Annotated in this window: 19 protein-coding genes and 1 pseudogene; 11 read left to right on the top strand and 9 right to left on the bottom strand. The window is 70.5% G+C overall.

The genetic code is table 11. The features are described from left to right. Nucleotides 1-138 precede the first annotated feature (138 nt). A pseudogene (locus tag ABEB28_RS03735) lies at nt 139-486 on the top strand (ABC transporter ATP-binding protein); the annotation flags it as partial. Between the two features lie 145 nt (nt 487-631). Here the strand turns inward: ABEB28_RS03735 and ABEB28_RS03730 are convergent. Then, nucleotides 632-1,864, bottom strand: a complete 1,233-nt coding sequence (locus tag ABEB28_RS03730; protein WP_345726517.1) for a TerC family protein — start codon at nt 1,862-1,864, stop codon at nt 632-634. 249 nt (nt 1,865-2,113) lie between these two features. On the opposite strand from ABEB28_RS03730, the gene ABEB28_RS03725 reads away from it, so the two are divergent. Continuing rightward, complete coding sequence (locus ABEB28_RS03725; protein WP_345726516.1) at nt 2,114-2,452, top strand: lipopolysaccharide assembly protein LapA domain-containing protein; 339 nt, start codon at nt 2,114-2,116, stop codon at nt 2,450-2,452. Between the two features lie 10 nt (nt 2,453-2,462). On the opposite strand, the gene ABEB28_RS03720 is transcribed toward ABEB28_RS03725, so the two are convergent. Further along, nucleotides 2,463-3,482: a hypothetical protein gene (locus ABEB28_RS03720; protein ID WP_345726515.1), complete on the bottom strand. Its 1,020-nt coding sequence runs from the start codon at nt 3,480-3,482 to the stop codon at nt 2,463-2,465. 43 nt (nt 3,483-3,525) lie between these two features. Here ABEB28_RS03720 and ABEB28_RS03715 point away from each other — a divergent pair, with 43 nt between their 5' ends. From ABEB28_RS03715 to ABEB28_RS03700, 4 genes are all read left to right on the top strand, one after another. Then, nucleotides 3,526-4,425, top strand: coding sequence for a hypothetical protein (locus tag ABEB28_RS03715; RefSeq protein ID WP_345726514.1), 900 nt, complete (start codon nt 3,526-3,528; stop codon nt 4,423-4,425). Between the two features lie 117 nt (nt 4,426-4,542). Beyond that, nucleotides 4,543-6,393, top strand: coding sequence for a DNA helicase RecQ (gene recQ / locus ABEB28_RS03710; protein WP_376980823.1), 1,851 nt, complete (start codon nt 4,543-4,545; stop codon nt 6,391-6,393). A gap of 2 nt (nt 6,394-6,395) precedes the next feature. Beyond that, complete coding sequence (locus ABEB28_RS03705; protein ID WP_345726513.1) at nt 6,396-6,794, top strand: RidA family protein; 399 nt, start codon at nt 6,396-6,398, stop codon at nt 6,792-6,794. Between the two features lie 49 nt (nt 6,795-6,843). Next, the gene (locus ABEB28_RS03700) at nt 6,844-8,055 is read left to right on the top strand and encodes a CaiB/BaiF CoA transferase family protein (protein WP_345726512.1); all 1,212 of its coding nucleotides are present in this window, start codon (nt 6,844-6,846) and stop codon (nt 8,053-8,055) included. Nucleotides 8,056-8,061: 6 nt separating this feature from the next. Here ABEB28_RS03700 and ABEB28_RS03695 read toward each other — a convergent pair whose 3' ends face one another. The 4 genes from ABEB28_RS03695 to ABEB28_RS03680 form a co-directional block, all read right to left on the bottom strand. Beyond that, nucleotides 8,062-8,595 carry a copper resistance CopC family protein gene (locus ABEB28_RS03695; protein WP_345726511.1) on the bottom strand — a complete coding sequence of 178 codons (534 nt, stop codon included), beginning with the start codon at nt 8,593-8,595 and terminating at the stop codon, nt 8,062-8,064. Between the two features lie 89 nt (nt 8,596-8,684). After that, a complete protein-coding gene (locus ABEB28_RS03690; RefSeq protein ID WP_345726510.1) occupies nt 8,685-9,728 on the bottom strand; it encodes a HupE/UreJ family protein in 1,044 nt (347 codons plus the stop codon). A 143-nt stretch (nt 9,729-9,871) separates the two neighbouring features. Continuing rightward, nucleotides 9,872-13,555, bottom strand: a complete 3,684-nt coding sequence (locus ABEB28_RS03685; protein ID WP_345726509.1) for a hypothetical protein — start codon at nt 13,553-13,555, stop codon at nt 9,872-9,874. A gap of 15 nt (nt 13,556-13,570) precedes the next feature. Then, the gene (locus ABEB28_RS03680) at nt 13,571-16,642 is read right to left on the bottom strand and encodes a hypothetical protein (protein ID WP_345726508.1); all 3,072 of its coding nucleotides are present in this window, start codon (nt 16,640-16,642) and stop codon (nt 13,571-13,573) included. A 69-nt stretch (nt 16,643-16,711) separates the two neighbouring features. On the opposite strand from ABEB28_RS03680, the gene ABEB28_RS03675 reads away from it, so the two are divergent. Beyond that, complete coding sequence (locus ABEB28_RS03675; protein WP_345726507.1) at nt 16,712-17,581, top strand: aminoglycoside phosphotransferase family protein; 870 nt, start codon at nt 16,712-16,714, stop codon at nt 17,579-17,581. 7 nt (nt 17,582-17,588) lie between these two features. Here ABEB28_RS03675 and ABEB28_RS03670 read toward each other — a convergent pair whose 3' ends face one another. Then, nucleotides 17,589-18,395 carry an SDR family NAD(P)-dependent oxidoreductase gene (locus ABEB28_RS03670; RefSeq protein ID WP_345726506.1) on the bottom strand — a complete coding sequence of 269 codons (807 nt, stop codon included), beginning with the start codon at nt 18,393-18,395 and terminating at the stop codon, nt 17,589-17,591. 351 nt (nt 18,396-18,746) lie between these two features. Continuing rightward, entirely contained in the window at nt 18,747-19,868 is a 1,122-nt protein-coding gene (locus tag ABEB28_RS03665; protein ID WP_345726591.1) for a pyridoxal phosphate-dependent aminotransferase, read from the bottom strand. A gap of 185 nt (nt 19,869-20,053) precedes the next feature. Here ABEB28_RS03665 and ABEB28_RS03660 point away from each other — a divergent pair, with 185 nt between their 5' ends. Next, on the top strand, nt 20,054-21,334 hold the full coding sequence (locus ABEB28_RS03660) for a hypothetical protein (RefSeq protein WP_345726505.1): 1,281 nt from the start codon (nt 20,054-20,056) through the stop codon (nt 21,332-21,334). Nucleotides 21,335-21,347: 13 nt separating this feature from the next. Here the strand turns inward: ABEB28_RS03660 and ABEB28_RS03655 are convergent, their stop codons facing one another. Further along, on the bottom strand, nt 21,348-22,379 hold the full coding sequence (locus tag ABEB28_RS03655; RefSeq protein WP_345726504.1) for a LacI family DNA-binding transcriptional regulator: 1,032 nt from the start codon (nt 22,377-22,379) through the stop codon (nt 21,348-21,350). Nucleotides 22,380-22,630: 251 nt separating this feature from the next. Here ABEB28_RS03655 and ABEB28_RS03650 point away from each other — a divergent pair, with 251 nt between their 5' ends. From ABEB28_RS03650 to ABEB28_RS03640, 3 genes are read left to right on the top strand one after another with little or no spacing between them, the layout of a single operon-like run. Then, the gene (locus tag ABEB28_RS03650) at nt 22,631-23,866 is read left to right on the top strand and encodes an ABC transporter substrate-binding protein (RefSeq protein WP_345726503.1); all 1,236 of its coding nucleotides are present in this window, start codon (nt 22,631-22,633) and stop codon (nt 23,864-23,866) included. Nucleotides 23,867-23,924: 58 nt separating this feature from the next. Continuing rightward, on the top strand, nt 23,925-24,875 hold the full coding sequence (locus tag ABEB28_RS03645) for a carbohydrate ABC transporter permease (protein ID WP_345726502.1): 951 nt from the start codon (nt 23,925-23,927) through the stop codon (nt 24,873-24,875). Then, nucleotides 24,872-25,702, top strand: a complete 831-nt coding sequence (locus tag ABEB28_RS03640) for a carbohydrate ABC transporter permease (protein WP_345726501.1) — start codon at nt 24,872-24,874, stop codon at nt 25,700-25,702. Before ABEB28_RS03645 ends, ABEB28_RS03640 begins: the two co-directional genes overlap by 4 nt. The last annotated feature ends 11 nt before the right edge of the window (nt 25,703-25,713 follow it).

Here is a 25,713-nt window from a genome sequence, read left to right as displayed (position 1 = left end):
AAGTAGCTTGGTGTGAACGGGCCTGTTGCGACCCGGACCTGGCGGCCCAGTACCCGCGGGCACTCGGCACATTGCTCGATCCCCCCGGGACGAGACTGCTCCCGGCTCCCGGACACACTGCGCACCGGAACGGGACTCATGGCTGAGGCCGTGCGTCTGGAGACGGTCAGCAAGACCTACGGCTCCGGTGACAGCTCCGTCGACGCCCTGCGCGAGGTGTCCCTGACGTTCACCGCCGGGTCCTTCACCGCCGTCATGGGACCGTCCGGTTCGGGGAAGTCGACGTTGCAGTGCGCGGCCGGGCTCGACCGGCCGACGAGTGGCCGGGTGTTCGTGGCCGGTCACGACCTGACCGGACTGGACGAGACCGCCCTGACGCTGCTCCGGCGCGAACGGGTCGGGTTCGTGTTCCAGTCGTTCAACCTCCTGCCCTCGTTGACCGCCGCGCAGAACGTCGCCCTGACGCAGCTCGTGGGCAGCACGCCGGTCGTGGTGCCGTGGGCACCGGTAACGGTGGTCGTGGTGATCAGTGCGGTGCTGGCCCTGCTCGGTGTGGTGCTGCCGGTCCGGACCGCGCTGCGTACCCGCGCCGTGGACCTGGCCGGCATGCGCGAGTAGGGCGGGCGCACCGTCATCGGCGCGGCAGGATCTTGGACGGGCCTGCCGGTGGTGCCTCTCCTCGGGCGACCGCGGCGTCGTGGCTTTCGCGCGCCCGTTCGAGGAGGGCCATCAGGGCAGGCTCGTCGCGAACCTCCTGCCGGTACTTGGGACCGAGGGCGACGATCTGGTCGCGCTCGCTCAGCAGCAGCCGGAAGATCCGCTCGCGCTCGGCCGGGTCCACGGTGTACTCGGCGTCCAGATACGACGTGGCGTGCCGGCGGGCGCCGGCGATCGCCGTGCGGGCCTTGCCCGCCCGGCTGAGCAGGGACGCCACGATCGTCAGCGTCAGAACTCCGATGATGACGCTCAGGGACAGCCCGGTGCTGATCTCCACCACCGGGACCGGCTTGCCGTCGTTGATGAACGGCACGTTGTTCTCGTGCAGTGCGTGCAGGATCAGCTTGATGCCGATGAACCCCAGGATGGCGGCGAGGCCGTACGAGAGGTAGATGAGGCGTTCCAGCAAGCCGTCGATGAGGAAGAACAGTTGCCGCAGGCCCAGCAGGGAGAAGGCGGTGGCGGTGAAGACGATGAACGTGCTCTGCGTGAGCCCGAAGATCGCCGGGATCGAGTCGAGAGCGAAGAGGATGTCGGTGCCGCCGATGGCCAGCATCACGAACAGCATCGGGGTCATCGCCCGCTTGCCCTCGTGGACGGTGAACAGCTTGTCCCCGTCGAAGTAGTCGGTGGTGTGGAAGATCTTGCGGCCGAGCCGGACCACGATGTTGTCCGCCGTGCGTGACTCGCCGTCCGTGGGTTTGAGCATGTTTCCGGCGGTGAGCAGCAGGATCAGCCCGAACAGATAGAAGACCCAGGCGAAGGAATTGATCAGCGCGGAGCCGAGAAAGATGAACCCGGTGCGCGCGACGAGCGAGAACACGATGCCGAACAACAACACCTTCTGTTGATCCTCGCGGGGAACGCGGAAGCTGGTCATGAGGATGAGGAACACGAAGAGGTTGTCGATCGAGAGGGCTTTCTCGGTGACGTAACCGGCGAAATACTCCGACCCCGCTGGCGTGCCGGCGAGCACGAGGACGCCCAGGCCGAAGAGCACCGCCAGGCCGACGTAGAGCGCCGACCAGAGAGTCGCCTCACGGAGCGTGGGTACGTGGGCCTTGCGGACGTGGAAGACGAAGTCGAAGACCAGGAGTCCGACGATTCCAGCGATCGTCAGGCCCCAAACCAGAGGAGATACCTCCACCGACGCTGCTCCTGCCTTGAGGACGGGCCGTCCGTGCGGCGGACGGGTGGGACGGCACGGTGGTGGAGCCGTCATGGGGGGACTTACCCACTGCCGCGCGACTCACCTCGGTCGGATGCGGTTTCTCGGCCCGGCGCGGCGGCGACGTCCGACCGCAGCCGAACAGGCGTATGGTGGAGTGGTCCGGGATCGACGACATCCCACTCCGAGGTGCCTGCCACGCCGGCTCGCCGCACAGGGTGATGTGACATGTCCACCGACCCGCTGCACGCCGTTTCCCCACCGCGCCCGCCCGCGCCGCAGGATCCGGATGTCGCTCCCGCCGCGTCGGCGACGGGCCGGGTGCCTCCCTCCCGCATCGGAACGGTCTGGCTCGGCATCTGTGCGTCCGCACTGCTGCTGGTGGTGCTGATCGTCTTCATGCTGCAGAACACCCGCAGCACGCAGATCAGCTTCTTGGGCTGGGACGGGGACGTGCCGTTGGCTCTGGCGCTGCTGATCGCCGCCGTCGGTGCGGCGATACTGACCATGGTCGTCGCAACGGCGCGGATCACGCAGCTACGCCTCCTGGCCCGTCGGCGCCGCTAGTGTCTCGTGTTCAGCGGGACGCCAGCCGGCGCTCCACTTCGGCGAGGACTCGCAGGTACCGGTCGTAAGACGCCTGGAACCGGGCGACCTCGGCGCGAAGCGTCCCCGGCCGACGTTCCTCGACGAACCACCAGAGGGTGCGGAACGGGCATCCGTCGGACTGGAACTCGAACGGGACGTCGTCGAAGGCCAGCCTGAACCATCGGGGATGCAGGTCGGTGGTCCAGTGGCTCGGGGCCAGCCGATGGAATTCCTCGCCCAGGAAGCGGGCGGCCGCGTTCACGAACGGACTGTCTTCGGCGGCCCGATACGCGTCCTTGTCGGCGAACCGATCGAGCACGAGCCGCTCGAGCGCCTCGACGGGGTCCGGCGCCCACCGCGGCAGCTCCGCCCGGAGCGCGGGGAGCGTGGCTGCCGTCTCGGCGAGCCAGTCCTCCACCGATTTTCTGGGTTCCGACGCGGGCGCCGTGGCCGGCGTCTCGTACGGGGTGGTCAGCCCGGGTAGCTGGAGATCGTAGGTGCGCGCGAGGCCGTGCCCCTGCGCGTCGTCGACCAGCACGTGGTAGCCGGTGGTCGTGCCGTGGAGCGAGATCTCGTAGAACTCGCGCGGGTCGTCGCCACCCGGCTCGTAGTCGGAGAGGTTGAGCAGTGGCATCGCGTCGAGATACTTCGACTCCAGGAACTCCGTCTCGATGCTCCACCAGCAAGTCCGGCCGTTCGTCCGGAAATGGAGGAACGCGTGGTCGGCGTCCGGCTGGATCAACACGACGTCCTCGATCACCACCGCGCCTCTGGTGAACCCGGCCGTGTACTCGAGCCAGTCCCGGTACCCCCGCTCGTGCGCCTCGAGGCCGCTGCCGACCTTCTGTTCCATCGTGAGGTGAAAGGCAACCCCGAACTCCTCGAAGGCCCAGAGCAGGCCTTCGCCGTCCACCGCACCGTCCCGGTCAGCCAGCACCTCCTCGGCTTTCGCCTCCGACAGCAGGCCCAGCTCGATCAAGCGGGTGGCCACCTCGTGGTACGTCGTCATGAAGGCGAGTCTGCAAGGCGGCGACAACCGGTACGGTCGCGGTATGTCTCGGCGGCCGCGGGCGGACGATGCCTCGGACCCCGCTGAGTCGGACGCCGGTGAGGACGCCTACTTCGCCGTGCGGCCGGAGGCCGCACCGAGGGTGCTCTCCGGTCTCCGGCTCTCCGGCCTCCGAACGCTTCTCGTGGTGTCCGCCGGGGTGGTGGTCTGGGCGCTCGCCGGCGGCGACCCGCGGTTACGCGGCGCGCTCTCGGTCCTCGGGACTGGGCTGATCACCGTGTGCGGATGGCTCGCCCGGGAACGGCGCGACGCGCTGCCGCCCCGCCTCACCCTGGTCGGAGGCGACGGCTTGTACGCGCTTCCCTACGCCTATCCGGCCGTGGTGGTCGGGTGGGTGCTTCTTCCGACGTTCTTCCTCGGCGGTGTGCGGGACTGGATCGTCGGAGCGGTACAGCCGGACTCCGCGTGGCGGATGGTGCTCGTGGTGGCCGCGACCGGGACGGCCGCCGTACTCACCGTGTTCGGTGCGGTGCAGGCGGTCTCGGCCTGGCTCGGGCGTCCGCGGCCGTACGCCGGGCTGACGCCGGCGGGGTTGGTCCTCGGCACGCCGGTCGGATCGGTCCGGGTCGCGTGGGATCGGTTCGGTCCGGAACAGCCGCACTACTTGCACGGCACCGTCGCGTTCCCGATCTACGACCGTGCCGCGGTCCGCGTCCGGGGTTTCGTCGCCGGCAGCGTGCTCCTCCCGGACCGCGACGGAAGCGGAGGGCAGCCGCTCACGGTGAGCGCCCGGTGGAACACCAACCCGCGGGTCGTTGCGGTCGGGGTCGGCCGCTGTCGGCGTGACGGCGCGCTCCAGCGTCGGCTGGGCACGGCGGCGGCGCACCGCTCGATCTGGAGTGCCGCGTCCTCGAACCGGGTGGAGAACCCGTGGCACTGGTGATCCGGACGTCGCGGCAGGCGTCGGCGACCGACCCGCGGGGGTCGTGAGGCCTGCGGGAACGGAGCGGATGTCTGCGCCGGGCCGAACCTGTCGGTGGTGACTCCTAGGATCGAGCCCGTGGACGAGCCGACGAACGCATTGGACGTGCTGCGCCGGGTCTTCGGCTACGACGCGTTCCGCGGCGAGCAGCAGGAGATCATCGAGCACCTGGTCGGCGGCGGCGACGCCCTGGTGCTGATGCCGACCGGTGGCGGCAAGTCGCTCTGCTACCAGATTCCCGCGTTGGTGCGGGGCGGCGTCGGCGTGGTCATCTCTCCGTTGATCGCCCTGATGCAGGACCAGGTCGACGCGTTGACCGCGCTCGGTGTGCGGGCCGGCTTCCTCAACTCGAGCCAGGAGTTCGAGGATCGCCGCGCCGTCGAGAAGGCGTTCGTCGCCGGTGAACTCGACCTGCTCTACCTGGCGCCGGAGGCGCTGGCCGGCGGCGAGTCCCGCACGATGCGGTTGCTGGAGCGCGGCCGGATCTCGCTGTTCGCCATCGACGAGGCGCACTGCGTCTCCCAGTGGGGGCACGACTTCCGCCCCGACTACCTGGCGCTGTCGATGCTGCACGAGCGGTGGCCGGACGTGCCCCGGATCGCGCTGACCGCGACCGCGACCTCGCGGACGCGGGCCGACATCGCCACCCGCCTGAAGCTCGACGACGCCCGGCACTTCGTCGCGAGCTTCGACCGGCCGAACATCCGCTACCGGATCGTGCCCAAGGCCGAGCCGCGCAAGCAGTTGCTCGACCTGCTGCGCACCGAGCATTCGGGTGACGCCGGCATCGTTTACTGCCTGTCCCGGTCGTCGGTCGAGAAGGTCGCGGACTTCCTGGTCACCCAGGGCATCCCCGCGCTGCCGTACCACGCCGGTCTCGACTCCCGGACGCGCGCGGCCAACCAGGCCCGGTTCCTCCGGGAAGACGGGCTGGTGATGGTCGCGACGATCGCGTTCGGAATGGGCATCGACAAGCCCGATGTCCGATTCGTCGCCCACCTCGACCTCCCGAAGTCGGTCGAGGGCTACTACCAGGAGACCGGGCGCGCCGGGCGGGACGGCCTGCCGTCGACCGCGTGGCTCGCGTACGGGCTGCAGGACGTCGTCCAGCAGCGGAAGCTGATCGACGGCTCGGAAGGCGACCTCGCGCACCGGCGGCTGCTGGCGGCACACCTCGACGCGATGCTGGCGCTCTGCGAGACGGTCGAGTGCCGCCGCTCCCAGGTGCTCGCGTATTTCGGTCAGGAGAGCGGGGCGTGCGGCAACTGCGACACCTGCCTGGAGCCTCCGGAGTCGTGGGACGGCACGGTCCCGGCCCAGAAGCTGCTCTCGACCGTGGTGCGCCTCGACCGCGAGCGCGGGCAGAAGTTCGGCGCCGGTCAGGCCATCGACATCCTGCTCGGGCGTCGCACCGAGAAGGTCACCCGCTTCCGCCACGACGAGCTCTCGGTCTTCGGGATCGGTGAGGACCTGAGCGAGCCGCAGTGGCGCGGCGTCGTCCGCCAACTCCTGGCCCAGGGGCTGCTCGCGGTCGGGGGCGAGTACGGCGTCCTCGCGCTCACCGAGAGCAGCGGTCCGGTGCTCGGCGGGCAGCGCAAGGTGATGATGCGACGCGAGCCCGAGAAGCCGAAGCGCTCCGCGTCCCGCACCGGTGGGGCGAAGGGGCGGCCGGCGGTCGACTTGAGTGCCGAGGCGCAGGCGGTGTTCGAGCGCCTGCGGACGTGGCGCGCGGCGGCGGCCAAGGAGCAAGGGGTGCCCGCCTACGTGATCTTCCACGACGCGACGCTGCGCCAGGTCGCCACCGAAGCGCCGGCGACGTTGGCCGCGCTGGGCAACGTCAGCGGCGTCGGCGAGACGAAACTGGCCCGGTACGGAGAGCAAATCCTGGAGGTCCTGGCCTCCGACGCCATGCCCGTCGCGGAGGTCTGACCATGCCGAAACGCATCGCCTACACGTTCGACCCGTCCACCGGCGTGCCGCCCGGCGTCGCGCCGTTCTCGCATGCGGTGCGGTGGGGCGACACGCTCTACGTGACCGGCCAGATGCCCACCGACCCGGCGACCGGCGAGCTCGTGGCCGGTGACGTGGTCGCGCAGACGAAGCAGGTGTTCCGGAACCTCGCCGCGGTGCTCGCGCACTTCGATGCGACCCTCGACGACGCGCTGATGGTGCGCGTGTACCTGACGGACTTCTCGGACTTCGATCGGTTCAACGCCGAGTACGTCACGTGGTTCACCGGCCCGCTTCCGAGCCGGACGTGTGTCGGCTCGACCGGGCTCGCCGTCGGCGCCACCGTGGAGATCGACCTCATCGTGGGGCTTCCGTCGTGAGCGACGACCCGCCGCGCACCGAGGCCGAGCCGATTCCGAACGGCGGAGCATGAGCCAACCGTTGGACGGCGTCACGGTCGTCGCGCTGGAGCAGGCCGTGGCCGCGCCGTTGGCCACCCGGAATCTCGCCGACCTCGGCGCCCGGGTCATCAAGGTGGAGCGGGTAGGGCGCGGCGACTTCGCCCGGGACTACGACCACGTCGTCCACGGCACCGGCGCGCACTTCGTCTGGCTCAACCGGGGCAAGGAGTCGCTGGCCGTCGACCTCAAGACCGACGAGGGTCGCCGGATCGTCCGGCGGCTGGTGGACCGCGCGGACGTCTTCGTCCAGAACCTGGCGCCGGGCGCGGCCGCGCGACTCGGCCTGGGCTCCGTCGAACTCCGGGCGGAGCGTCCGGAGTTGGTCGTGGTCAACCTCTCCGGGTACGGGGCCGGCGGCCCGTACGAGCAGCGCAAGGCCTACGACATGCTGGTCCAGGCGGAGGCCGGCCTGGTCTCGATCACCGGCACGCCCGCGACGCCGGTCAAGACCGGGATACCGACCGCGGACATAGCGGCAGGCATGTACTGCGCACAGTCCGTCCTGGCCGCGTTGCTGCGCCGCGCCCGGACCGGGGAGGGCGCGACCGTTGAGGTATCGATGCTCGAGGCCACCGTCGAGTGGATGGGCTATCCGCTCTACACGTCGATGCACACCGGCGAACAGCCGACGCGAATGGGGCTGAGCCACGGCGCGATCGCACCCTACGACGCCTACCCGACGCGGGACGGTCAGATCCTGATCGGGGTGCAGAACGACGCCGGCTGGCGTGCGCTCGTGACCGGCGTGCTCGGCGTCCCCGAGCTGGCCGACGACCCCCGGTTCGTCACCAACGTGGACCGGGTGCGGCACCGAGCGGAGTGCGACGCGCTGGTGGCCGCAGAGACCGCGCGCTGGTCGACCGCGGAGCTGGACGCGCGCCTCGCGGCGGCCGGCGTCCCGGCGGCCGAGGTCCGTGAGCTGAGCGAGGTCCTGACGCATCCGCAGCTGCGCGAGCGTGATCGGTGGCGGACGATCGGCACGGAGCACGCACGTGTTCCGGCTCTGCTGCCGCCGGCGACGTTCGCGGACGTGGAGGCCCGGATGAGTGACGTTCCGGCGCTCGGGCAGCACACCCGGGCTTTGCTCCTCGAGGCGGGTCTGACCGAAGCAGCGGCCGACGAGATGCTGACCCGCGCCGTCGCCGCCCAGGCGCCGGCGAGCGACCGGTCCGACGAGTGATCGGTCTCAGCGGCGCGAGGCCGTAGCCATGATCGCGATCACCGTCACGCCCGCGAGGCCCACGAACAGCACGATCAGGGCCGTCGGTGCCCACCGAGGAACCTCCATCCCGAGCAGCGACAGGGCCGGGGCGGAGATGGAGAAAGGGAGCGTGCCGCTCACTTCGTCCCCCGAGGTCGTGGTGGCGCGGTAACTGGCCCGGTAGTCGCCGGGTGGCACCTCGGGCATCAACCCGTCGAGGGTCGCTCCGTCGACGTGGACGGTCGCCGTCATCCGCCGGTGTCCGTCCTCGTCGAGCAGCACCAGACTGGCGCCCTCGGTGCGCAGGGTCTCGTCGAAGCGCAGCACGACCTCCACCGGCCCGCCGGCCGGGATGGACTCGTCCCGTTCCGGGGTGCTGGACTCCAGACGCGGAGCCGCCTGCGCGGTGCCGTGCCAGCCGGTGACCAGCAACCCGCTGAGCAGCCAGACGGCGATCACCGCGACGAGGCGGCCGGTGCGACCGCGATCACCGCGACGGGGCGACGCGACGGCGGACATGGGTGGGGTGTCCTCACACTGAGTGCGGCCGGGATTGGGTCATGGTGCAGCACGATCGTCCGCCGCGCCAAGCGGTGGCCGGCCGGAGTTCACTGGAAAGGCCGGGAGCGTGGGTCGCTCGCCCAGCGATCGACGAAGTAGCCCAGCGACGCCAGGTCGAACCGGGGACAGGTCAGGGTTCCGTAGCTGGTGACGGCCTTCAGCGGTTGGGTCTGGCCCGGTGCGGCCCCGGCCGCGATCCGGTCCCGGGCGCCGATGAAGTCCCGTAGACGTTCGACGTGGCGCTCGGAGAGCCGTGGGCTGTACACGACGACGACGTAGCCCTCGGTGAGGACGTAGGCGAACGCGTCGTCCGGCGCGGTCTCGTCCGGACCGTAGAAGGGTTTCGGGACCGCTGCGGCCGGAGCCGCCCAGAGTAGCTCGGTGCGGTCGCCCAGCCGGCAGTCGCTGGCGGCGAACGCGGCTCCGGCGTTCCGCTGGTCGACCCAGGAGACGGCGATCAGCCAGACCGCCACCAGCCCGGCGGCGATCAGCACGATCTGGCTGATCGGCTCCCACCGCGCCGTCCAGCGTGTGACCCGGCGCCCCACCAGGCCGATTCCGACCAGAACGGCGATCGCGACCAACTGGCCGACCTCGACACCGAGGTTGAACAGCAGCACCCGGGGGAGCAGGCCCTCGCGGGGCAATCCGAGTTCCTGCAGCCGGGTGGCGAGGCCGAGCCCGTGGATCAGGCCGAAGCCGAGGACGGCGGCGGCGAACCAGCGCCAGCGCCGGGGACGGCCGCGTAGCCCGACGGCTCCGACGAACACGACGCTCAGCGCGATCACCGCGTCGGCCAGCGCCGCGTCGACCCGCCAGCCGGCGAGCGTGGCCAGAATCAGCGTCGCGCTGTGCCCGAGGGCGAACACCGAGATGAGCTTCGCGGCCCGCCGCGCGTCGGCCGCGAGGATCAGCACACCGGCGACGAACAGCAGGTGATCCCAGCCGAGCAGCATGTGCTCGACGCCCGACCGGAAGAAGCTCGCCGTCGTCGGGCCAGTGCCGGTGGTCCCGTGCGCCGAGGCGACGCCGGGGAACGCCAGGATCGCCACGGCAGCACCGAGCACCGGAACGGTGATCCGCCGCGCCATGCCGCCCTCCAGCCCTCTCGTCGTCTCACGCTAACCACCGGCGGGTCCGCTCGTCCGTTCCGCGGACGACAGAGTGCACGAGCCCGCAGGCCGAGTGAGCTGTGCCCGGCCGGTGGGCCGGGCACAGCTCGGGCGCGCGGACGTCAGCCGGCCGGGAGGGCGACGACCTCGGTGTAGACGACGCGGCCGGTGACGACGGCGTCAGCAGCGCCGACCAGCGCTGGCTCCAGCTCCTCGATCACGAACCGCTGGGGCGTCGCGGACGGGGCGACGGCGACCCGTCCGGACCACGTGCTTCCGGTCTGGTCCGCCGACCGGGTCAGCACGACCGACTGCACGTCGGTGAGCCAGCGGAGGTCCTCGTCGGCGATGGCCGGGTCGGCCTGCTGATGGACGACGACCAGTTCGTTCGCTACCAACGACGGGTTCCTGCCCTCGGAGGGGACACCGCCGTGCTCGACCCCGGTCACGACGACGTCGTAGCTGTCGCCGACCGCCCGTACCGACACCGACCGCCCGACGCCGAGCCGGACGGGCTCCACCGTGACCGGGCTGCTGAGGCTCTTACCGGGCACCGAGTCGGCCTGGTAGCGGGCCACCTCCAACCGCAGGAACGGCCGGTACAGCCCGGTGGCGACGGCGATGTCGGCGTACCACCGTCGGCTTCCCTCGTCGTACGCGACGGCGTGCAGAGCGAGGTCGTGCACCCCGTCGCCGGCGTCGACGGTCCGGGTCGCCCTCGGGAACGAGGCGGCCGACAGGGCGGTGGTCGCGTCGTCGGGGCCGACGATCGGGTCCCGGCCGACGCACGTCGCGGCCGGTGCCGCTCCCGGAGTCCGCTCGACCAGCACGGCGAGGCTCTCGCCGTCACCGGTCACGTTCCACGGCCGCTCCAGGTAGAGCCGCACCACGGTGCCGTCGTGGGTCACGTCCTCGCCGTCCACGACCGGCCTCCTGGATCGGGCGAACGCGGGTACCACGTCGGCCACGACCGGCGGCGGTGGCGTCGCGGTGTTGAGGAACAGCACCTCGAACGCCGGGTGCTCACCGCTGCTCCGGCTGACCGGAAGGGGCACGTACCGGACGGTGACGAGCTCGCCGACCGTCAGATCGCCCCTGGGTGTCCGGGTGATCGTGCCCCTGGCCGCGTCGACGGTGTAGTCGGGGCCGAGCCGGGCCTTACGTCCGTCCGCGGCCCGTACCTTGACCGTGCCGCCGGCGAAGCCGCGGCGATCCACCAGGACGGAGTTGGTCGCCACCGTCACCGAGCGCTCCTCGGTGAAGTAGGCACTGAAGCTGCTGAACGCCTCGAGCTCGATGAGGGCGAGGTGTCGCTTCGTGTCGCCCAACTCGGCCCGGTGCGCCACGACGTCGAACTCGGTACCGACCGCGCGCGGGGTCAGGAACCGTCCGAGGGCTGCGCCGCCGGGCCGGGGCGCCGGGCCGGGCTGGGTCAGGTCGTCGACCAGGTCCGTCCACCGGGCGGCCAGCGTGAATCGTTCGGTCGAGCGCCGTTCCACCTCGACGTCGGCGGTGATCGTGACGGCGGTGGAGTCGTCGGTCCGGACGCCGGTCCAGTCGAGGACCCGGGGCGCGAGCAACGGACGCCGCACCGCGTGCACCAGCTGCACCGGCCGACGGGCCGAGAACATCCAGTGCCCACCGTCCTCGATGGTGGATCGCAGCGCAGTCTGGTCCGCCGGGGTGAGCTGGTGCCACAGACCCAGCTTCTCGACCTCGCCGGCGCGCGGGGCGTAGCTGAGGTCGACGGTCCAGATGTCGGCCTTCGCCACCGAGAAACGCAGGTCGGTGTCGTCGTCCGGGTTGACGTCGGTGCCGGTCGTGCCGGCCACCGCCTCCACCCTGGACGAGGTCACGGCGGGCCAGGTGCCCTCGACCGTCGAGTGGAACTCCTTGCGCTGACCGTGGTGGAACGCGCGCAAGCGGCTGACCAGCGGATCGGAGAGGTAGGCGATCTGCTGAGCAGCGTCCCCGGCGGCGATCGGCTCGCCCGTCACCGGATCGCGGGTCCACCCGTCGTGCGGTGCGCGAGCGTCGCGGTCGGCGATGACCTGGTAGCTCGCCGGATCGGCGCCGCCCTTCGGCTCGCCGTGCAGTTCGCAGAGGTCCTGTCCGACCCGCCCCGGGAACAGCAGCCGTTCGGCGGGTGCGACGGTGCTGTCGTCGAGGTCGTAGTCGCTGCGTAGCACCAGCGTGACGGCCTCGTCCCCGACGCCGGGCACCGGCCGTTCCGCCCGCCGCACCACGAACGGGGCGGCGATCGGCTCCAACCGGCCGAACGTCTCACCGACCGTGTCGGCGCCCGGTGGGGTGGGTGCGGCCAGCGCCGGTGAGTTCCCGGCCAGGTCGACGCAGCGGGCCCGCATCGCGTACCTCTCGCCGAAACGGAGGCGGGGGAGCGTGGCCGGCACCAGCCCGTAGCCGGCGCTGAACTGCACCGGGTCGGTCAGTCGAGGTTCGTCCGCATCGAGCTCGGCGACTTTTCCGGTGGCACCGTCGACCGCGCCCCCGGGCGGCCGGACCGCGCCGCTCCAACCGTCCCAGCGGTAGAGCTGGTCGTCGAGGCGGCGGAGCGCGGGCCGCTCGATCGGGTCGTCCCGGTCCTCGTTGGCGTCGGGGATGTTCTCGATCAGCTCGGTGACGAGCTGCGTGGTCACCCACGCCTCGTCCGGCTTCGGCACCCGGTCCAGGGCGGGGTCGCGGGGGAAGTGGTAACCGTCGGTGTCGGTTCGGCGCTGGAACAGGCTGCGCCACACGTCGTCGGCGAGCACGTCGATGCGCAGGCCGACGGAGACGTCCTCGGCGAAGACCTGGACCGGCGCACCGCCGCCCAGCTCGGCCTTGACCTGCTTCTCCAGCTCGCCCTGGCGCTCGTTGCGGTTCTTGAACGCGGCCAGCAGGTCGGGCCGGACCAGCGTCAGGGCCCGGGTGGTCAGCGCAGGCAGGGTGCCGGGGTGGTCGGGCAGCCGGCCGTCGAGACCTTGGAGCCGGGCGGCGGTGGAGTGGATGTCCATGATCGACAGGAACGCCTTCTGCGTCCGCAGCCGCAGGAACCCGTCGATCTGCTCGGTGAACTCCGGATCCGGATTCGGCTTGGCCAGGAACGCAGGGGTCGTCGCCATCGCGACGGACACCTCGTGGGCGTCGGCGCCGAACATGTTCTCGTAGTTCGTGCGCACGACCACCGTGGTCGGGTTGGCCGGCAGGGCGACCTGGAGGTCGACCGCGATGCCGAGGTACCGGAGCAGCTCCGGGTGATGGCCGAGCAGGCTGATCAGCTCGTGGAAGTCCCACTCCGGGTCGCGTGCCTCCTCCAGCCGGTCCCCGGTCATCGGACGGACGTGGTCGACGGCCTCGGTCAGCGGGCCGTCCGGGTCGGCGAGGAACAGCGCCTCGGGCAGAGCCAGCAGGTTGTCGCCGGTCGGTGGGGCGTCGGGGTGGTCAGCGGCGATCCGGGCGTAGAGGGCGAGCACCGCCTCGGAGAAGTCGCTCACCGGCATCGTCTCCAGCGGTGTCGCTGTCCAGTCGGTCGGCCGGTGGGCCTTCACCGGCGTGTTCGGGGCGAACACCGCGTTCCACAGCGCAGGCTCGGCGCCGGGCGTGACGCGGGTCGGCGTCGTCAGCACTCCGTCGACCACCACCCGGAGGGTCAGGGCGTTGACGGTGGTCGCCCACTGACGCCAGTCGGGGTAGCCGGAGAGTGGGCCCTTCTCCCGGAGGCGGGGGGAGAAGTAGACGGTGAGGTGGCCGGTGTTGCCGGTGCGACCACGGGGCAGGGGGATCGGCAGGAGGTGGCGTTCAGGCATCGGGATCAGGGCTCCTCACGCCGCGAAGGCGCTGCAGTAGGCGGTCCACTCGGGCTGGGAGTAGTGGTCGGCGAACGACAGGGCGGTGTCGCCGGGAGCGGCCGCGCCGAGGCGCCTGGCGGCACCGTTGCCGTTCCCCACGGCCACCTCGACCTCGACGTCGTGGGTGACCTCCTTCTTGCCGAACGGCGAGGACACTTCGCCGGTCACGGCGGCCACTCCCCGGAGGATCTGGGTGGTGACGTTGTAGAGGAGCCCGACGGTGACCTTGCCGGACACCTCGAACAGGCCGAGCACCGAGACGCTGCCGCGCAGCTCGGCGTAGGCGCCGAGTGTCACCTCGTCGTCCTCGTACAGGACGAACACGCCGAGCGACGCCGACAGCGCGGCGCTGGCGATGAACATGTCGACGGCCAGCGCGTAGGTGACGGCCATCGATCCCTCGATGAGCACGATCTTGCTGGCGTCGACCTCCAGCCCGAACGAGCCGTTGCCGCCGAACCCCATGATCGTGATCGTGAACGGGTCGTCCCGGGTGCACATCGCGAAGTCGATCGAACTGGCGCCGGAGTCGGGCAGGTCGATGCCGAGGTCGAGGCGCAGGCCGTCCACGGTCAGGACGCCGAGGGTCAGGCCCGGGATCGGGATGCCGTACTTGACGAAGATCCCGCCGTCGAACGTCGCCGCGCCCAGTCCGAGGACCTCGGTCACGAAGTCCTTGATCGGCTCCAGCCAGTTCAGCGGGCCGATGAACAGCCAGTCGGCGATGTCGGTGTCGACGTTGGACGAGCCGTTCGTCGTCGTGAACTTCACCTGGTCGAACAGGATCGCGACGACCGGCACCAGCGGCGGTATCGAGGGCGGTAGCTGGATGGCGAACCGTTCGAGGGTCGCCTCGAACGACGTCGAGTTCTCCGGAAGGCAGGTCGTGAGCGCCAGCCGGGCGTGGGTCTCGTCGCCGCCGAAGGGCTTGGGGAGGTCCTTCAGCGCGTCCTCGTCCTCGAAGTCGGCGGTCACCACGAACGTCCGCGGCTCGTCGCCTTCCGCCGGGAACGATTTCAGCGTTGGTTCCCAGGTGAAGTGGAAGCAGACGCCGACCGGCGGGTCGTCCAGTTCTGCACCCGGCCGCACCTCGACGCGCAGCGTCGGCAAGCCCTTGGCCTGCAGTTCGTCGGCGACGTCGTCGACCCGGCCGACCAGCTCGGCCAGTGCCAGGTTGCCGAGCAACTTGGGGAGGCCGGCGAGCGCGTCGAGCGGATCCCACGACCGGCCCCCGCCGACCGGTGCGGTCCCGGCGCCGCGGCGCTGGCCGTAGGTGTCGACGTTGAGTGCGGCCGACATCATGCCGGTGGCTTCGATCGTCGGTGTGAGGACGGTCGGCGTGGCCAGGTCGAGGTAGCCGAGGTCGACGTTGTCCGGCTCGAGTCCGGAGTCGAGCCAGCGCTGGGCCACCGTCACCTCGGTCTCCGGCGGGTCGCCGCCGAGGGTGGTGGCCGAAGCCACGTCCACGATGAAAGCGGCGTCGACGGCCGGGTAGAAGGCGGGGCGCCCCAGCTCGCGCAGGCGGGCCTCGACCGCGGCCGCGGTGGTGTCCGTCAGGTCGGGCCGGTCGAGGGCGAGACGGATGCGGTTGGTGGTCTGCACCGATCCGGCCTCGCCGTCCGGCGAGGGTGTGGCCCAGCCGACGGCCTGACCACCCAGCGCGAGTTCCTGGCGGGCCGGCTCGTCGGCCGCGCCGTACCACGTGGCCAGCTTGGCCAGCACGGTCCGCTCACCACCGACCGTCTCGGCCGCCTCGTACGCCTCGCTGTCGGCGACGAAGACGGCCGGGAGGGAGAACGTGACGCTCGCGCGGCCGGTGCGGTCGGTGGCGGTGCAGGTGAGGGCCAGATCGGCGCCGTCCCGGGTGAGCACGCACGCCTTGTCGCGGTTGATCGACGAGCCGTTGGGCAGGACGATGCGGTCCTTACCGACCGGGCCGGACCCGGGATCGGCCGCGGTCACGGAGAGGAACGGCAGCTTCCGCCCCTCGAACGGCATGAACTCCTGCGGGTAGTCCGTGGTCGGCTCGCTGATCGCGAGGTAGACGTCCTGCACGAGTGCCGCGGTGGTGTCCCCGGCGGCGTCGGGCTCGAAGACGCGCTCGGTCAGGGTCGTGAGGGTCGCGCGCAGGCCCCACGGGGCCAGGTAGCCGCGCTCGACCACCTCCACGTGGACGTCCCGGCCGGTGACGACCCGCTGCTGGTAGGCGGCGAGCACGCCGGTCGCCCAAGCGCCGTCGAGATCGGCGAACGCCCCGTGCGAGCTGAGCGCGAGCTGGCTGACGGTGATCGGCTCGCTTCCCGGCCCGGTCGTCTGCTCGACGAGCAGGGCGCGCTGGTCCTCGTCGACCGGCCGGGTGAACGGCGGGTCGCCGGGGCGGCTCCAGATGGCGCGTACCGCGGGCAGCGCCGCCGGCGGCTCGACGACCGCGGTGCCGTCGAACACGCCGAGGCGGGCGCGCCAGAGCTCGGTCACGTCGTCGTGGGTGACCGGGGTGGTCGCCGCGGTGAAGCGGCCCTTGGCCGGGCCCCGGCCGGTCGGAGAGAGCACCAGAGAGGTCGGGACCTCGATCGCGGTGACGTCGGCCGTCGGCTCGGCGCTGTTCGTTCCACCGTCGGCCCGGCCGTCCAGATGCAGCGCGAAGGCGGCGAGGTCGAGCAGGGTCGCCACGGTGAACGGCGTGCCGTCGGGAACGGTGAGGCTGATCCGGGACGGCGCGGCCTGGCGCTGGCCCTGCGCGGCGGCCGGCAGGGTGTCGGTCGCGGCGATGGTCGCCTCGACGGTGTGCTGCGGGCCGAACGTCAGGACCAGGCGGATCGGCCGGCCGGCCACGGTGGCGACGATCGTGCCGCCGGCGGCGTCGATCGCGCCGTTGACCAGGTCGATGCGCAGCCGCACTTGATCGTCCGGGCGGACGAGTGTGCCGAGGTGTGTCCCGACCGGCGGGCTCGGCGCCGCGGGTGGGGTGAGGGCTTCGAGCAGGGTCCGTGGCGCACTCCGCTCGAGCGGTGGTCCGGTGTGGGTTGGTGCGGGCTCGGGTTCCATGGCTCCACCGTGAGTCGCCCCCGTTAGCGGAGCGTTTACCGACCAGGAACCGTAGACACTGGAGAGGTGATGCGTCCTGCGGCTGACATTCCGGTCGACGTCGATCTCGTCGCGCGGTTGGTCGCGCGGCAGCACCCGGACCTGGCCGGTCCGCTCGAGCCGGTGTCCTCCGGATGGGACAACGTGCTCTACCGCCTCGGTGACGAACTCTGCGTGCGGCTGCCCCACCGGCGCGCCGCCGCGGACCTGATCGAGAACGAGGTGCGGTGGCTGCCGGTGCTGGCGCGTCAGGTGCCGACGCCGATCCCGGAGCCGCTGCGGGTCGGGGTTCCCAGCGCGGACTTTCCGTGGCACTGGATCATCACCCGCTGGATACCCGGCACACCGGCCACCGCGCTGACCTCGGCCGAGCGCGGCGGATTCGCCGCCGCGCTCGCCGATTTCCTGGTCGCTCTGCACGTTCCGGCGTCACCGGGCGCTCCCCGGAACCGCGTCCGGGGCGTTCCGCTGGCCGATCGGTCGGCCGTGGTCCGGGAGCGCCTCGCCGGAATGCCGGACGCCGAGGCACTCCGCTCCCGGTGGGACGACCTGGTCGCCACGCCGCCGTGGAACGGCCCGCCACTGTGGCTGCACGGCGACCTCCATCCGGGCAACCTGATCACGGATCCGACCGGCCAGCTCGCCGCGGTCATCGACTTCGGCGACGTCACCGCCGGCGATCCGGCCACCGACGTGGCCGTCGCCTGGCTGGCGTTCGACCCACCCGCCCGGGCTACCTTCGTCCGCCGCCTCGGCGCCGGGGTCGACGCCGACACCTGGCGACGTGCCGAAGGATGGGCGCTCAACCTCGGCACCGCGCTGGCGTCGCACACGGACGAACCCGCACTGGCGGCCGTCGGCCGGCACGCCCTCGTCCAGCTGCTCGACGACCCTTCGTAGGGAGCGCTTACAGCTCCTTCAGGAGGCCCGAATCGATGACGAACTCGGCGCCGGTGGTGTTGGCTGAGCGCGGTGACGCCAGCAGCGCCACCATGTCGGCGATCTCCGTCGGCTCCACGACGCGGCCAGTGGTCAGCTTCATCATCTCCGGGACCAGCGCGCCGATGACGTCGTCCCGGTCGGTGCCCGTCCGCGACGCGATGATGTCCACCACGCCGCCGTCGTCGGTCCACCACGGGGTGCGCACCGGGCCGGGGGAGATCGTGTTGACCCGGATTCCCTCGGGCCCGAACTCGGACGAGAGCACCTTCGTCAGGTTGTTCAGGCCGGCCTTGGCGGCACCGTAGTCGACGTTGAGCGGCGAGGGCTGCCGCGCGTTGACCGAGGAGATGTTGATGATCGTGCCGCCGCCCCGCTTCCGCAGCAGCGGGATCGCCGCACGGATGGCGCGCACCGCGGAGAACAGGTTGAACTCGAACACCGCGCGCCATTCCTGGTCGGAGGCGTCGAGGAACGATGCCCGCGGGAGGGTCACCCCGGGCGGCGGGCCGCCGGCGTTGTTGACCAGGATGTCCAGCCCTCCGTAGACCTCCGCGGCACGCTCCATGACGCGGGCAGGCGCCTCCGGATCCATCAGATCGGCCTCGACGTGGGTCAGGGCGTCGTCGGCCAGCGCCTCCAGCTCCGCGCTGCTCTTGCGAGACGCCGCGACAACCCGCACGCCCTCCTCGAGCAGCGTCCGGACGATCGCGAGGCCGATCCCCTTCGATCCGCCCGTGACGACCGCGACCCGATTCGCGAGTTGGAGATCCATGGGTTTCCTTCCGGTGGAATTCGACGTGAGCGGGCCGCGTTCAGCCCTCCGGAAAGCAGCCTGGTGGATCCCGATCCGATCGTCTGGCGACGATCGGACGTCGTGTTCGTGCCCTCGAGCCCGATTCACCCGACGGGCGAATCACCGCCTAGTGCGTTGTTCACGAAAGTGCGCCGGGTCCGACTCGAAGCGCGGCGCAGGTCCCGGCAGCACCGCTGATGCGTGTGCAGTTATGCAGGCTCTAGCAGACAAAAATGCACACGCATCCCGGCTCGTTCCCTCAGAACCGGACTACAGGACCGGTATCGGGCGCTCTGATCGCGGATATCGGACCTGCAGTCGGTCGCCGCCCTAGGCGCGCTTGGCGACGAAACCCCGCAGCCGCTCCAACGCCTCCTCGATCGGCTGGGTCGCGCCCGCGAACGAGAGCCGGACGTACCGCTGCCCCTCCACCGGATCGAAGTCGATGCCCGGCGCCACCGCGACACCGGTCTCGCCGAGCAGCTCGTACACCAGGCGCATGGAGTCGTCGGTGAGGTGCCCGACGTCGGCGTAGACGTAGAACGCACCGTCGGCGGGGGCGAGCCGGTCGATGCCGAGCTTCGGCAGACCGTCGAGCAGCAGGGCGCGGTTGATCGCGTACCGCTCGACGTGGGAGTTGGCCTCGGCGTAGGACTCGGGCGTGAACGCCGCGACGGCGGCGTGCTGGGGCAGGGCGGGCGGGCAGATCGTGAGGTTGCCCGCCAGCCGGTCCACCGCGCGGCGCAGCGTCTCGGGGACGAGCAGCCAGCCGAGCCGCCAGCCGGTCATCGAGAAGTACTTCGAGAACGAGTTGACGACGATCGCGTCGCGCGAGGTTTCCCAGGCGCAGGCGGTCGCGGGCGCGCCCGGGTAGCGGAGCCCGTGGTAGATCTCGTCGCTGATCAGGCGGATCCCGTGCTCCGCGCAGTAGGCGGCGAGCGCGGCCAGCTCGCCGGGCGCGAGGACCGTGCCGGTCGGGTTGGCCGGGCTGGCCACGATCAGGCCTTGTACCGGCTCGTCGAGCTCCTCCAGCATCGCGACGGTCGGCTGGAACCGGCTCTCCGGCCCGCACGGCAGCTCGACGACCTCGCAGTCGAGCGCGGTGAGGATGTTGCGGTAGCAGGGGTAGCCGGGCCTGGCCATGGCCACGCGGTCACCGGCGTCGAACGCGGCGAGGAAAGCGAGGAGGAACCCACCGGATCCGGCGGTGGTGACGATGACGTCGTCGGGGGTGACCTCGATGCCGTAGGTGCGGCGGTGGTGGGCGGCGATGCCCTCGCGCAGCTCCGGGATGCCCAGGGCGACGGTGTAGCCGAGGACCTCGGTCTCCAGCGCGGCCGCGGCGGCCGCCCGCACGGGCGCGGGAGCGGGCGTGGACGGCTGCCCGGCCGACAGGTTGATCAGGTCGCCCCGGGTCCGTTGCCGCTCCGCCGCGGCCGCCCACACGTCCATGACGTGGAAGGGCGCGATGCCGGAGCGGTTCGACGGACCGGTGGAGCCGGCGAGCGTTGAGGTCACACTGCTTTCTACCGTCCGCGGGCGGACGGTTGCGGTGCTGGATCGGTACGGAGTGGTACCGGCGGAGCCCGCCCCCTACCCTGACGGCAACCGGGGGTCCACTACGGACGGAGTGCGGTGTGGCGCAGCGACTGGTGGTCGGCTTGATCAGTACGACCGTTCTGGTCCTCACTGGGACGGTCGCCGCGCCGCCGGGCGCCGCGGCCGGACCGCCGGGCGTGAGCCGAGCGCAGGAGGCCGCGTCGCTGCCGGCCGCCGTGCGACCGTCCTGCTCCGCCGGGACGACGAGCGTCGACGTCGGCCGCAGCGCCACCGAGCCCAGCCGGATCCGGGACCTGAACGACCACGGCGAGCTGGTCGGCACGGTGAACCTATGGACGCCCACCCACCACCAGGAGCGGCCGTTCGTCTGGCGGGACGGCGCGCTCACGGTTCTCGACCAGGGCGGGTGGACCTACGGCGAGGCGGCGGCGATCAACAACCGGGGCCAGGTGCTCGGCACCGGGCGGACGGAGCCGCTGCGGGTCGACAACGTCATCCTGTGGGACGCCCAAGGCAAGCCGACCAAGCTCAACCCGGACGAGAACGGGACCTCGCAGGCGTACGACCTCAACGACCGGGGCGACGCGCTGGTGCAGCTGGGAGGTCCGCTGGGTATCTGGCGGGCCGGGCGCTTCACCCCGATCCCGGCGCCGGACGGGCGTCGTTTCACCGCGCCGGCGACGCTGAACGAACGCGGCTGGGCGGTCGGCCGGTCCGACCCCGAGCAGGGCTTCGGGCGGATTGATAGCTGGGTGTGGGACGGAGCCAGTCGCTGGGACATCACGTCGCCACTCGGCGGCTCGCACGACTCGACGGTCGCGACCGCGCTGAACGTGCGGGGCCAGGTGACCGGGTACAGCACGACGGTCGAGGGCGACAAGCGCGTCAGCTGGCTCTGGCAGAACGGACGTCTGACCGTCCTCACCGCACCGAACGGGGAGTTCGCCCCGGTCGACCTCGACGATCGCGGCCGGATTCTCGGCACCCTCACGTCCGGCGCGACCAGGCACGTGGTGATCCGCGAGCTCAACGGCCGGTACCGGGACCTGGGCGCGTTCGGCGCCGACACGCCCGACGGTGAAGTGGTCCCGGTCGCGCTGAACAACCAGGGGCAGGTGCTCGTCTACGCCGGTCCGATGGGGCAGGGCAAGGTCTGGCTCTGGCAGGCGGGGCGCACGGTCGAGCTGCCCGCGCCGACCGGCTTCCGGCAGCTCTCGATCCCCGGCGCGGAGAGCTACCCGGCCACGATCCCGGATCCGCTCAATGAGCGCGGCGAGGCCTACACGCTGGGCACCCTGTCGAACTACCAGAGCCACGGAGTGTTCTGGTCGCGAGAGTGCGCGGCCCGCCAGACCTGACCCGGGAGCGCCGTCAATCGGGGCGTACCGAGCTGATCGTCGCCGTGCTGCCCCGTGGCACGAGATGCGCGGCGACGTCCTCCAGGCTCGTCGTCGTACCGGTGGCGATCAGTTCGAGCAATCGGTGTGCCGCGTGGGTGCCGTACGCGGGGACGTCCCGGGAGAGCGCGGTGAGCGGCGGGTGGACGATCCGGCAGAGCATCGAGTCGTCCCAGGCGACGATCGACAGCTCGCCGGGGACGGCGATGCCCATCTCCTGTGCGACCGCCAGCCCGGCGACGGCCATCAAGTCGTTGTCGTAGATCAGCGCGGTCGGGCGGCCCGGCGCGCTGAGGACCCGTCTGGTGACCCGGCTGCCTTCCTCGGCGGTGTAGTCGGCCGGGACGGTGACCGCGTGCTGGACGCCCAGCCGCTCGCAGACCTCGGCGAACGCCCGCGTGCGAATCTCGGTGTGCAGCAGCTCGGGCATGCCACCGACCCGGGTGATCGTGCGATGCCCGAGCGCGCAGAGGTACTCGACCGCTTCGGTGACCGCGGCGGCGTCGTCCGACCACACCTGCGGCAACCCGCCGAAATCGCCGGGGCCGGCGATCACCACGGCGGGGAGTTGTAGCTCGCGGATCACGTCGATCCGGTCGTCGTTGCGGTGCAGGTCGACGATGAGGACGCCGTCGACCCGGCGCTCGGCCGACCACCGGCGGTAGACCGCGATCTCCGCGGCGTGGTCCGGCACGACCTGGAGCGTCAGGCCGTAGGAACGCTCGGCGAGCGCAGCCTCGATGCCGCTGATCAGCTCCATGAAGAACGGCTCGACGCCGAGCACCCGGGCGGGGCGGCAGAGCGCCAGGCCGATGGTTCCGGCACTGGCCCCGTTCAGCGCGCGCGCCGCGAGGTTGGGCCGGAACCCCATCTCCGCGGCGATCGCCAGGATGCGCTCCCGGGTGGCTTCGGAGACGCCGGGCTGTCCGTTCAGCGCGTACGACACGGCTCCCTTCGACACTCCCGCCGCCCGGGCGATGTCGGCGCTCGTCGGCCGTTTCGCCATGGATCTCCTTAACGTTCAGTGCCGCTTGATCCGTTCAGTTCGCCGAGTCTAACGACCAGGCTTCCAGCGGGTTCATCCTCGCCCATTGACAGCGGGGAGGGAACCCTCCTAGGTTCTGGAGCTTATCCGGTTCAGTGAATCGTCGCAGCGCGTTCAGCACCTCGTATCCCCAGGTCAACGCCGACTTCGAAGGTGGAACCCCCATGCTCAAGCGGATCGCCGCAGGACTTGCGGCTGGATTGTTAAGTGCAATGGCCCTGACCGCGTGTGGCGGTGGCGACGACGGCAGCGCCACACCCTCCGGTGAGATCACCGTGCTGACCAACCGCACCGACATCGTCGACAGCGTCTTCAAGGACTACAAGAAGAGGTTCGAGGCGAAGTACCCGGACGTCACGGTGAAGTTCGAGGCGATCACCGACTACGAGGGAGAGGTCCGGATCCGGATGAACTCGCCGGACTACGGCGACGTCCTGCTGATTCCCAACTCGGTCACCGCCGACCAGCTGCCCTCGTTCTTCGAGCCGCTCGGCACGGTGGACGAGCTCGAGGAGAAGTACCGGTTCGTCGCCAGCGAGCAGACGTATCAGAAGCAGGTCTACGGCATCGCGATCGTCGGCAACGCCCAGGGCTTCGTCTACAACAAGCGCATCTGGCGGGAGGCGGGCATCACCGAGCCGCCGAAGACGCCGGCCGAGTTCCTGGCGGCGTTGCGTGCGATCAAGGACAAGACGGCGGCCACCCCGCTGTACACGAACTACAAGGACGGCTGGCCGCTGACCATGTGGGAGTCCGACCGCGGTGCGGTCAGCGCGAACCCCAACGCGGTCAACGAACTGGTGCTGGACGACACGCCCTGGGCGCCCGGCCGCGAGCACTTCGTCATCGACTCGCTCCTCTACGACGCCGTCCAGCAAGGACTGATCGAGGCGGACCCGACCACGACGAACTGGGAGGCGTCGAAGGTCGACCTGGCCACCGGGAAGATCGCGACGATGCGCCTGGGCTCCTGGGCGATCAGCCAGATCCAGGGTGCGGCGAAGGACCCGGCAGACGTCGGATTCCTGCCCTTCCCGACTCAGGTGGACGGCGCGTTCCACTCGGTCATCTCGGGGGACTACAAGAACGCGGTCAACATCAACTCGAAGCACAAAGCCGCGGCGCGGGCCTGGGTGACGTGGTTCGCCGACGAGTCGGGCTACGCGACTGACCAGGGCGGCCTCTCGCCCAAGATCGGCGATCCGATGCCGAAGACCCTCGACGACTTCACGAAGTGGGGCGTCAAGTACTTCGAGCTCCACCCGATGCCGGAGGGCAAAGAAGGGCTCGACAAGCGGATCGACGCGGCCGCCGAGATCGGGCTGCTGGACCAGAAGTACCGGCAGCGGCTGGTGGACGCGGCCCGGGGCGCGCGCAAGGAGTCCAAGGAAGCGATCTTCGACGACCTCAACGAGCGCTGGTCGAAGGCCCGGAAGAGCACCCAGTAGGAGTCATCCGGGTGCCCGCGCGCCGGGCACCCGGATCCCACTTTCGTAGAGGACTCACATGGCCTCGCCACCAGAAATCCGCGACCGGGTCGGAACGCCGCCGGCGTCGACGAGCCCGGTACGCCCGGCCGTGCGCAGGCGGACGATCGCCCGGACGCTCACGCCCTACCTGTTCCTGTTGGTACCGCTGGCGTTCCTGGTCGTGTTCACGTACGTGCCGGTGGTCAACATAGCCTGGTACAGCCTGACGTCCTGGGACGGTCTCTCGCCCGAGAAGAGTTTCATCGGGCCGGACAACTACGTCGAGCTCGGCACCCGCCCCGAACTGCTGCTGGTCTTCCGCAACAGCCTGTACTACGTCGGCGCGTCGATCATCCAGATCGCGATCGCGCTCTACTTCGCGGTGATCCTGAGTTTCAACGTGCGTTTCCGGAACCTGTTCAAAGGCATTCTGTTCTTTCCGTACCTGATCAACGGCGTCGCGATCGCGATGATCTTCCTGTACTTCTTCCAGCCGGGCGGGACGCTCGATGCGACGCTGAGCGCACTCGGTCTCGAGAGTTTGTCCCGTCAGTGGCTCGGGGACGCCGGCACCGTCAACTACTCGCTGGCGGGTACGTCGATCTGGCGCTACGCGGGGCTGAACTTCGTGCTGTTCCTCGGCGCGATCCAGTCGATCCCCGGCCAGCTCTACGAAGCCGCCGAGTTGGACGGCGCGAATCGCTGGCACCAGTTTCGCTACCTGATCCTCCCCGGGATCAAGCCGGTCGTCGGACTGTCGGTGATCCTCGCGATCTCCGGATCGCTGTCGGTCTTCGAGATCCCCTGGATCATGACCGGCGGCGCGAACGACAGCGCCACGTTCGTCACCCAGACCGTCGACTTCGCGTTCAAGTTCCGCAAGTACGGCCTCGCGTCGGCGATGGCGGTGGTGCTGCTCGTCCTGGTCGTCCTGGTGACGTGGATCCAGCGGCGGATCGCCCCGGACGAAAGGGTGGACCTGTCATGACCGTCCGTGCGCGCTCGGCGTCGGCGGTGAGGTATCTGTCGCTGGTCGCCGCCAGCCTGGTCGTCCTGTTGCCGATGCTGGTCCTGGTGCTCGCCGCGTTCAAGACCCGGGACGAGTACACCCGAACGGGCCCGTTCACCCCGCCGCGCGACTGGCTCAACTTCAGCAACTTCGCGACGGCGTTCGACGAGGGCGGAATGCTCCGCGCGCTGTGGAACACCTCGGTCATCCTGGCGGTCGCGCTCACCGGCACGGTGCTGATCGGGTCGATGGCCGCCTACGCGGTGGATCGGTTCGACTTCCGGTTCCGGCGCACGGTGATCGCGCTGTTCCTCTTCGCCACGCTGGTTCCGAGCGTGACGACGCAGGTCGCGACGTTCAAGGTCGTCACCGGCCTGCAGCTGTTCAACACGCGCTGGGCGGCGATCGTCCTCTTTCTCGGTACCGACATCATCGCGATCTACATCTTCCGGCAGTTCATCCAGAGCATTCCGCGGGAGCTGGACGAAGCCGCCGAGCTCGACGGTGCGACCAAATTCGGCATCTACTGGCGGATCATCCTGCCGCTGTGCAAGCCCGCGATCGCGACCGTCGTGATCATCAAGGGCATCACGATGTACAACGAGTTCTACATCCCCTTCCTCTACATGCCCGACCGCGACTTGGCGGTCGTGTCGACGTCACTGTTCCGCTTCAAGGGCCCGTTCGGCGCAGAGTGGGAGGTGATCTCGGCCGGTGTCCTGCTGGTGATCCTGCCGACGCTCCTCGTGTTCCTGGCGCTGCAGCGTTTCATCTACAACGGCTTCACCGCCGGTGCGACCAAATGACTGGAGTTCGT

This window comes from Cryptosporangium minutisporangium (genome assembly GCF_039536245.1).
GTDB classification, from domain to species: Bacteria; Actinomycetota; Actinomycetes; order Mycobacteriales; family Cryptosporangiaceae; genus Cryptosporangium; species Cryptosporangium minutisporangium.
Note: the sequence above shows the minus strand (reverse complement) of the source record. Positions and strands in the feature narration are given on the sequence as shown.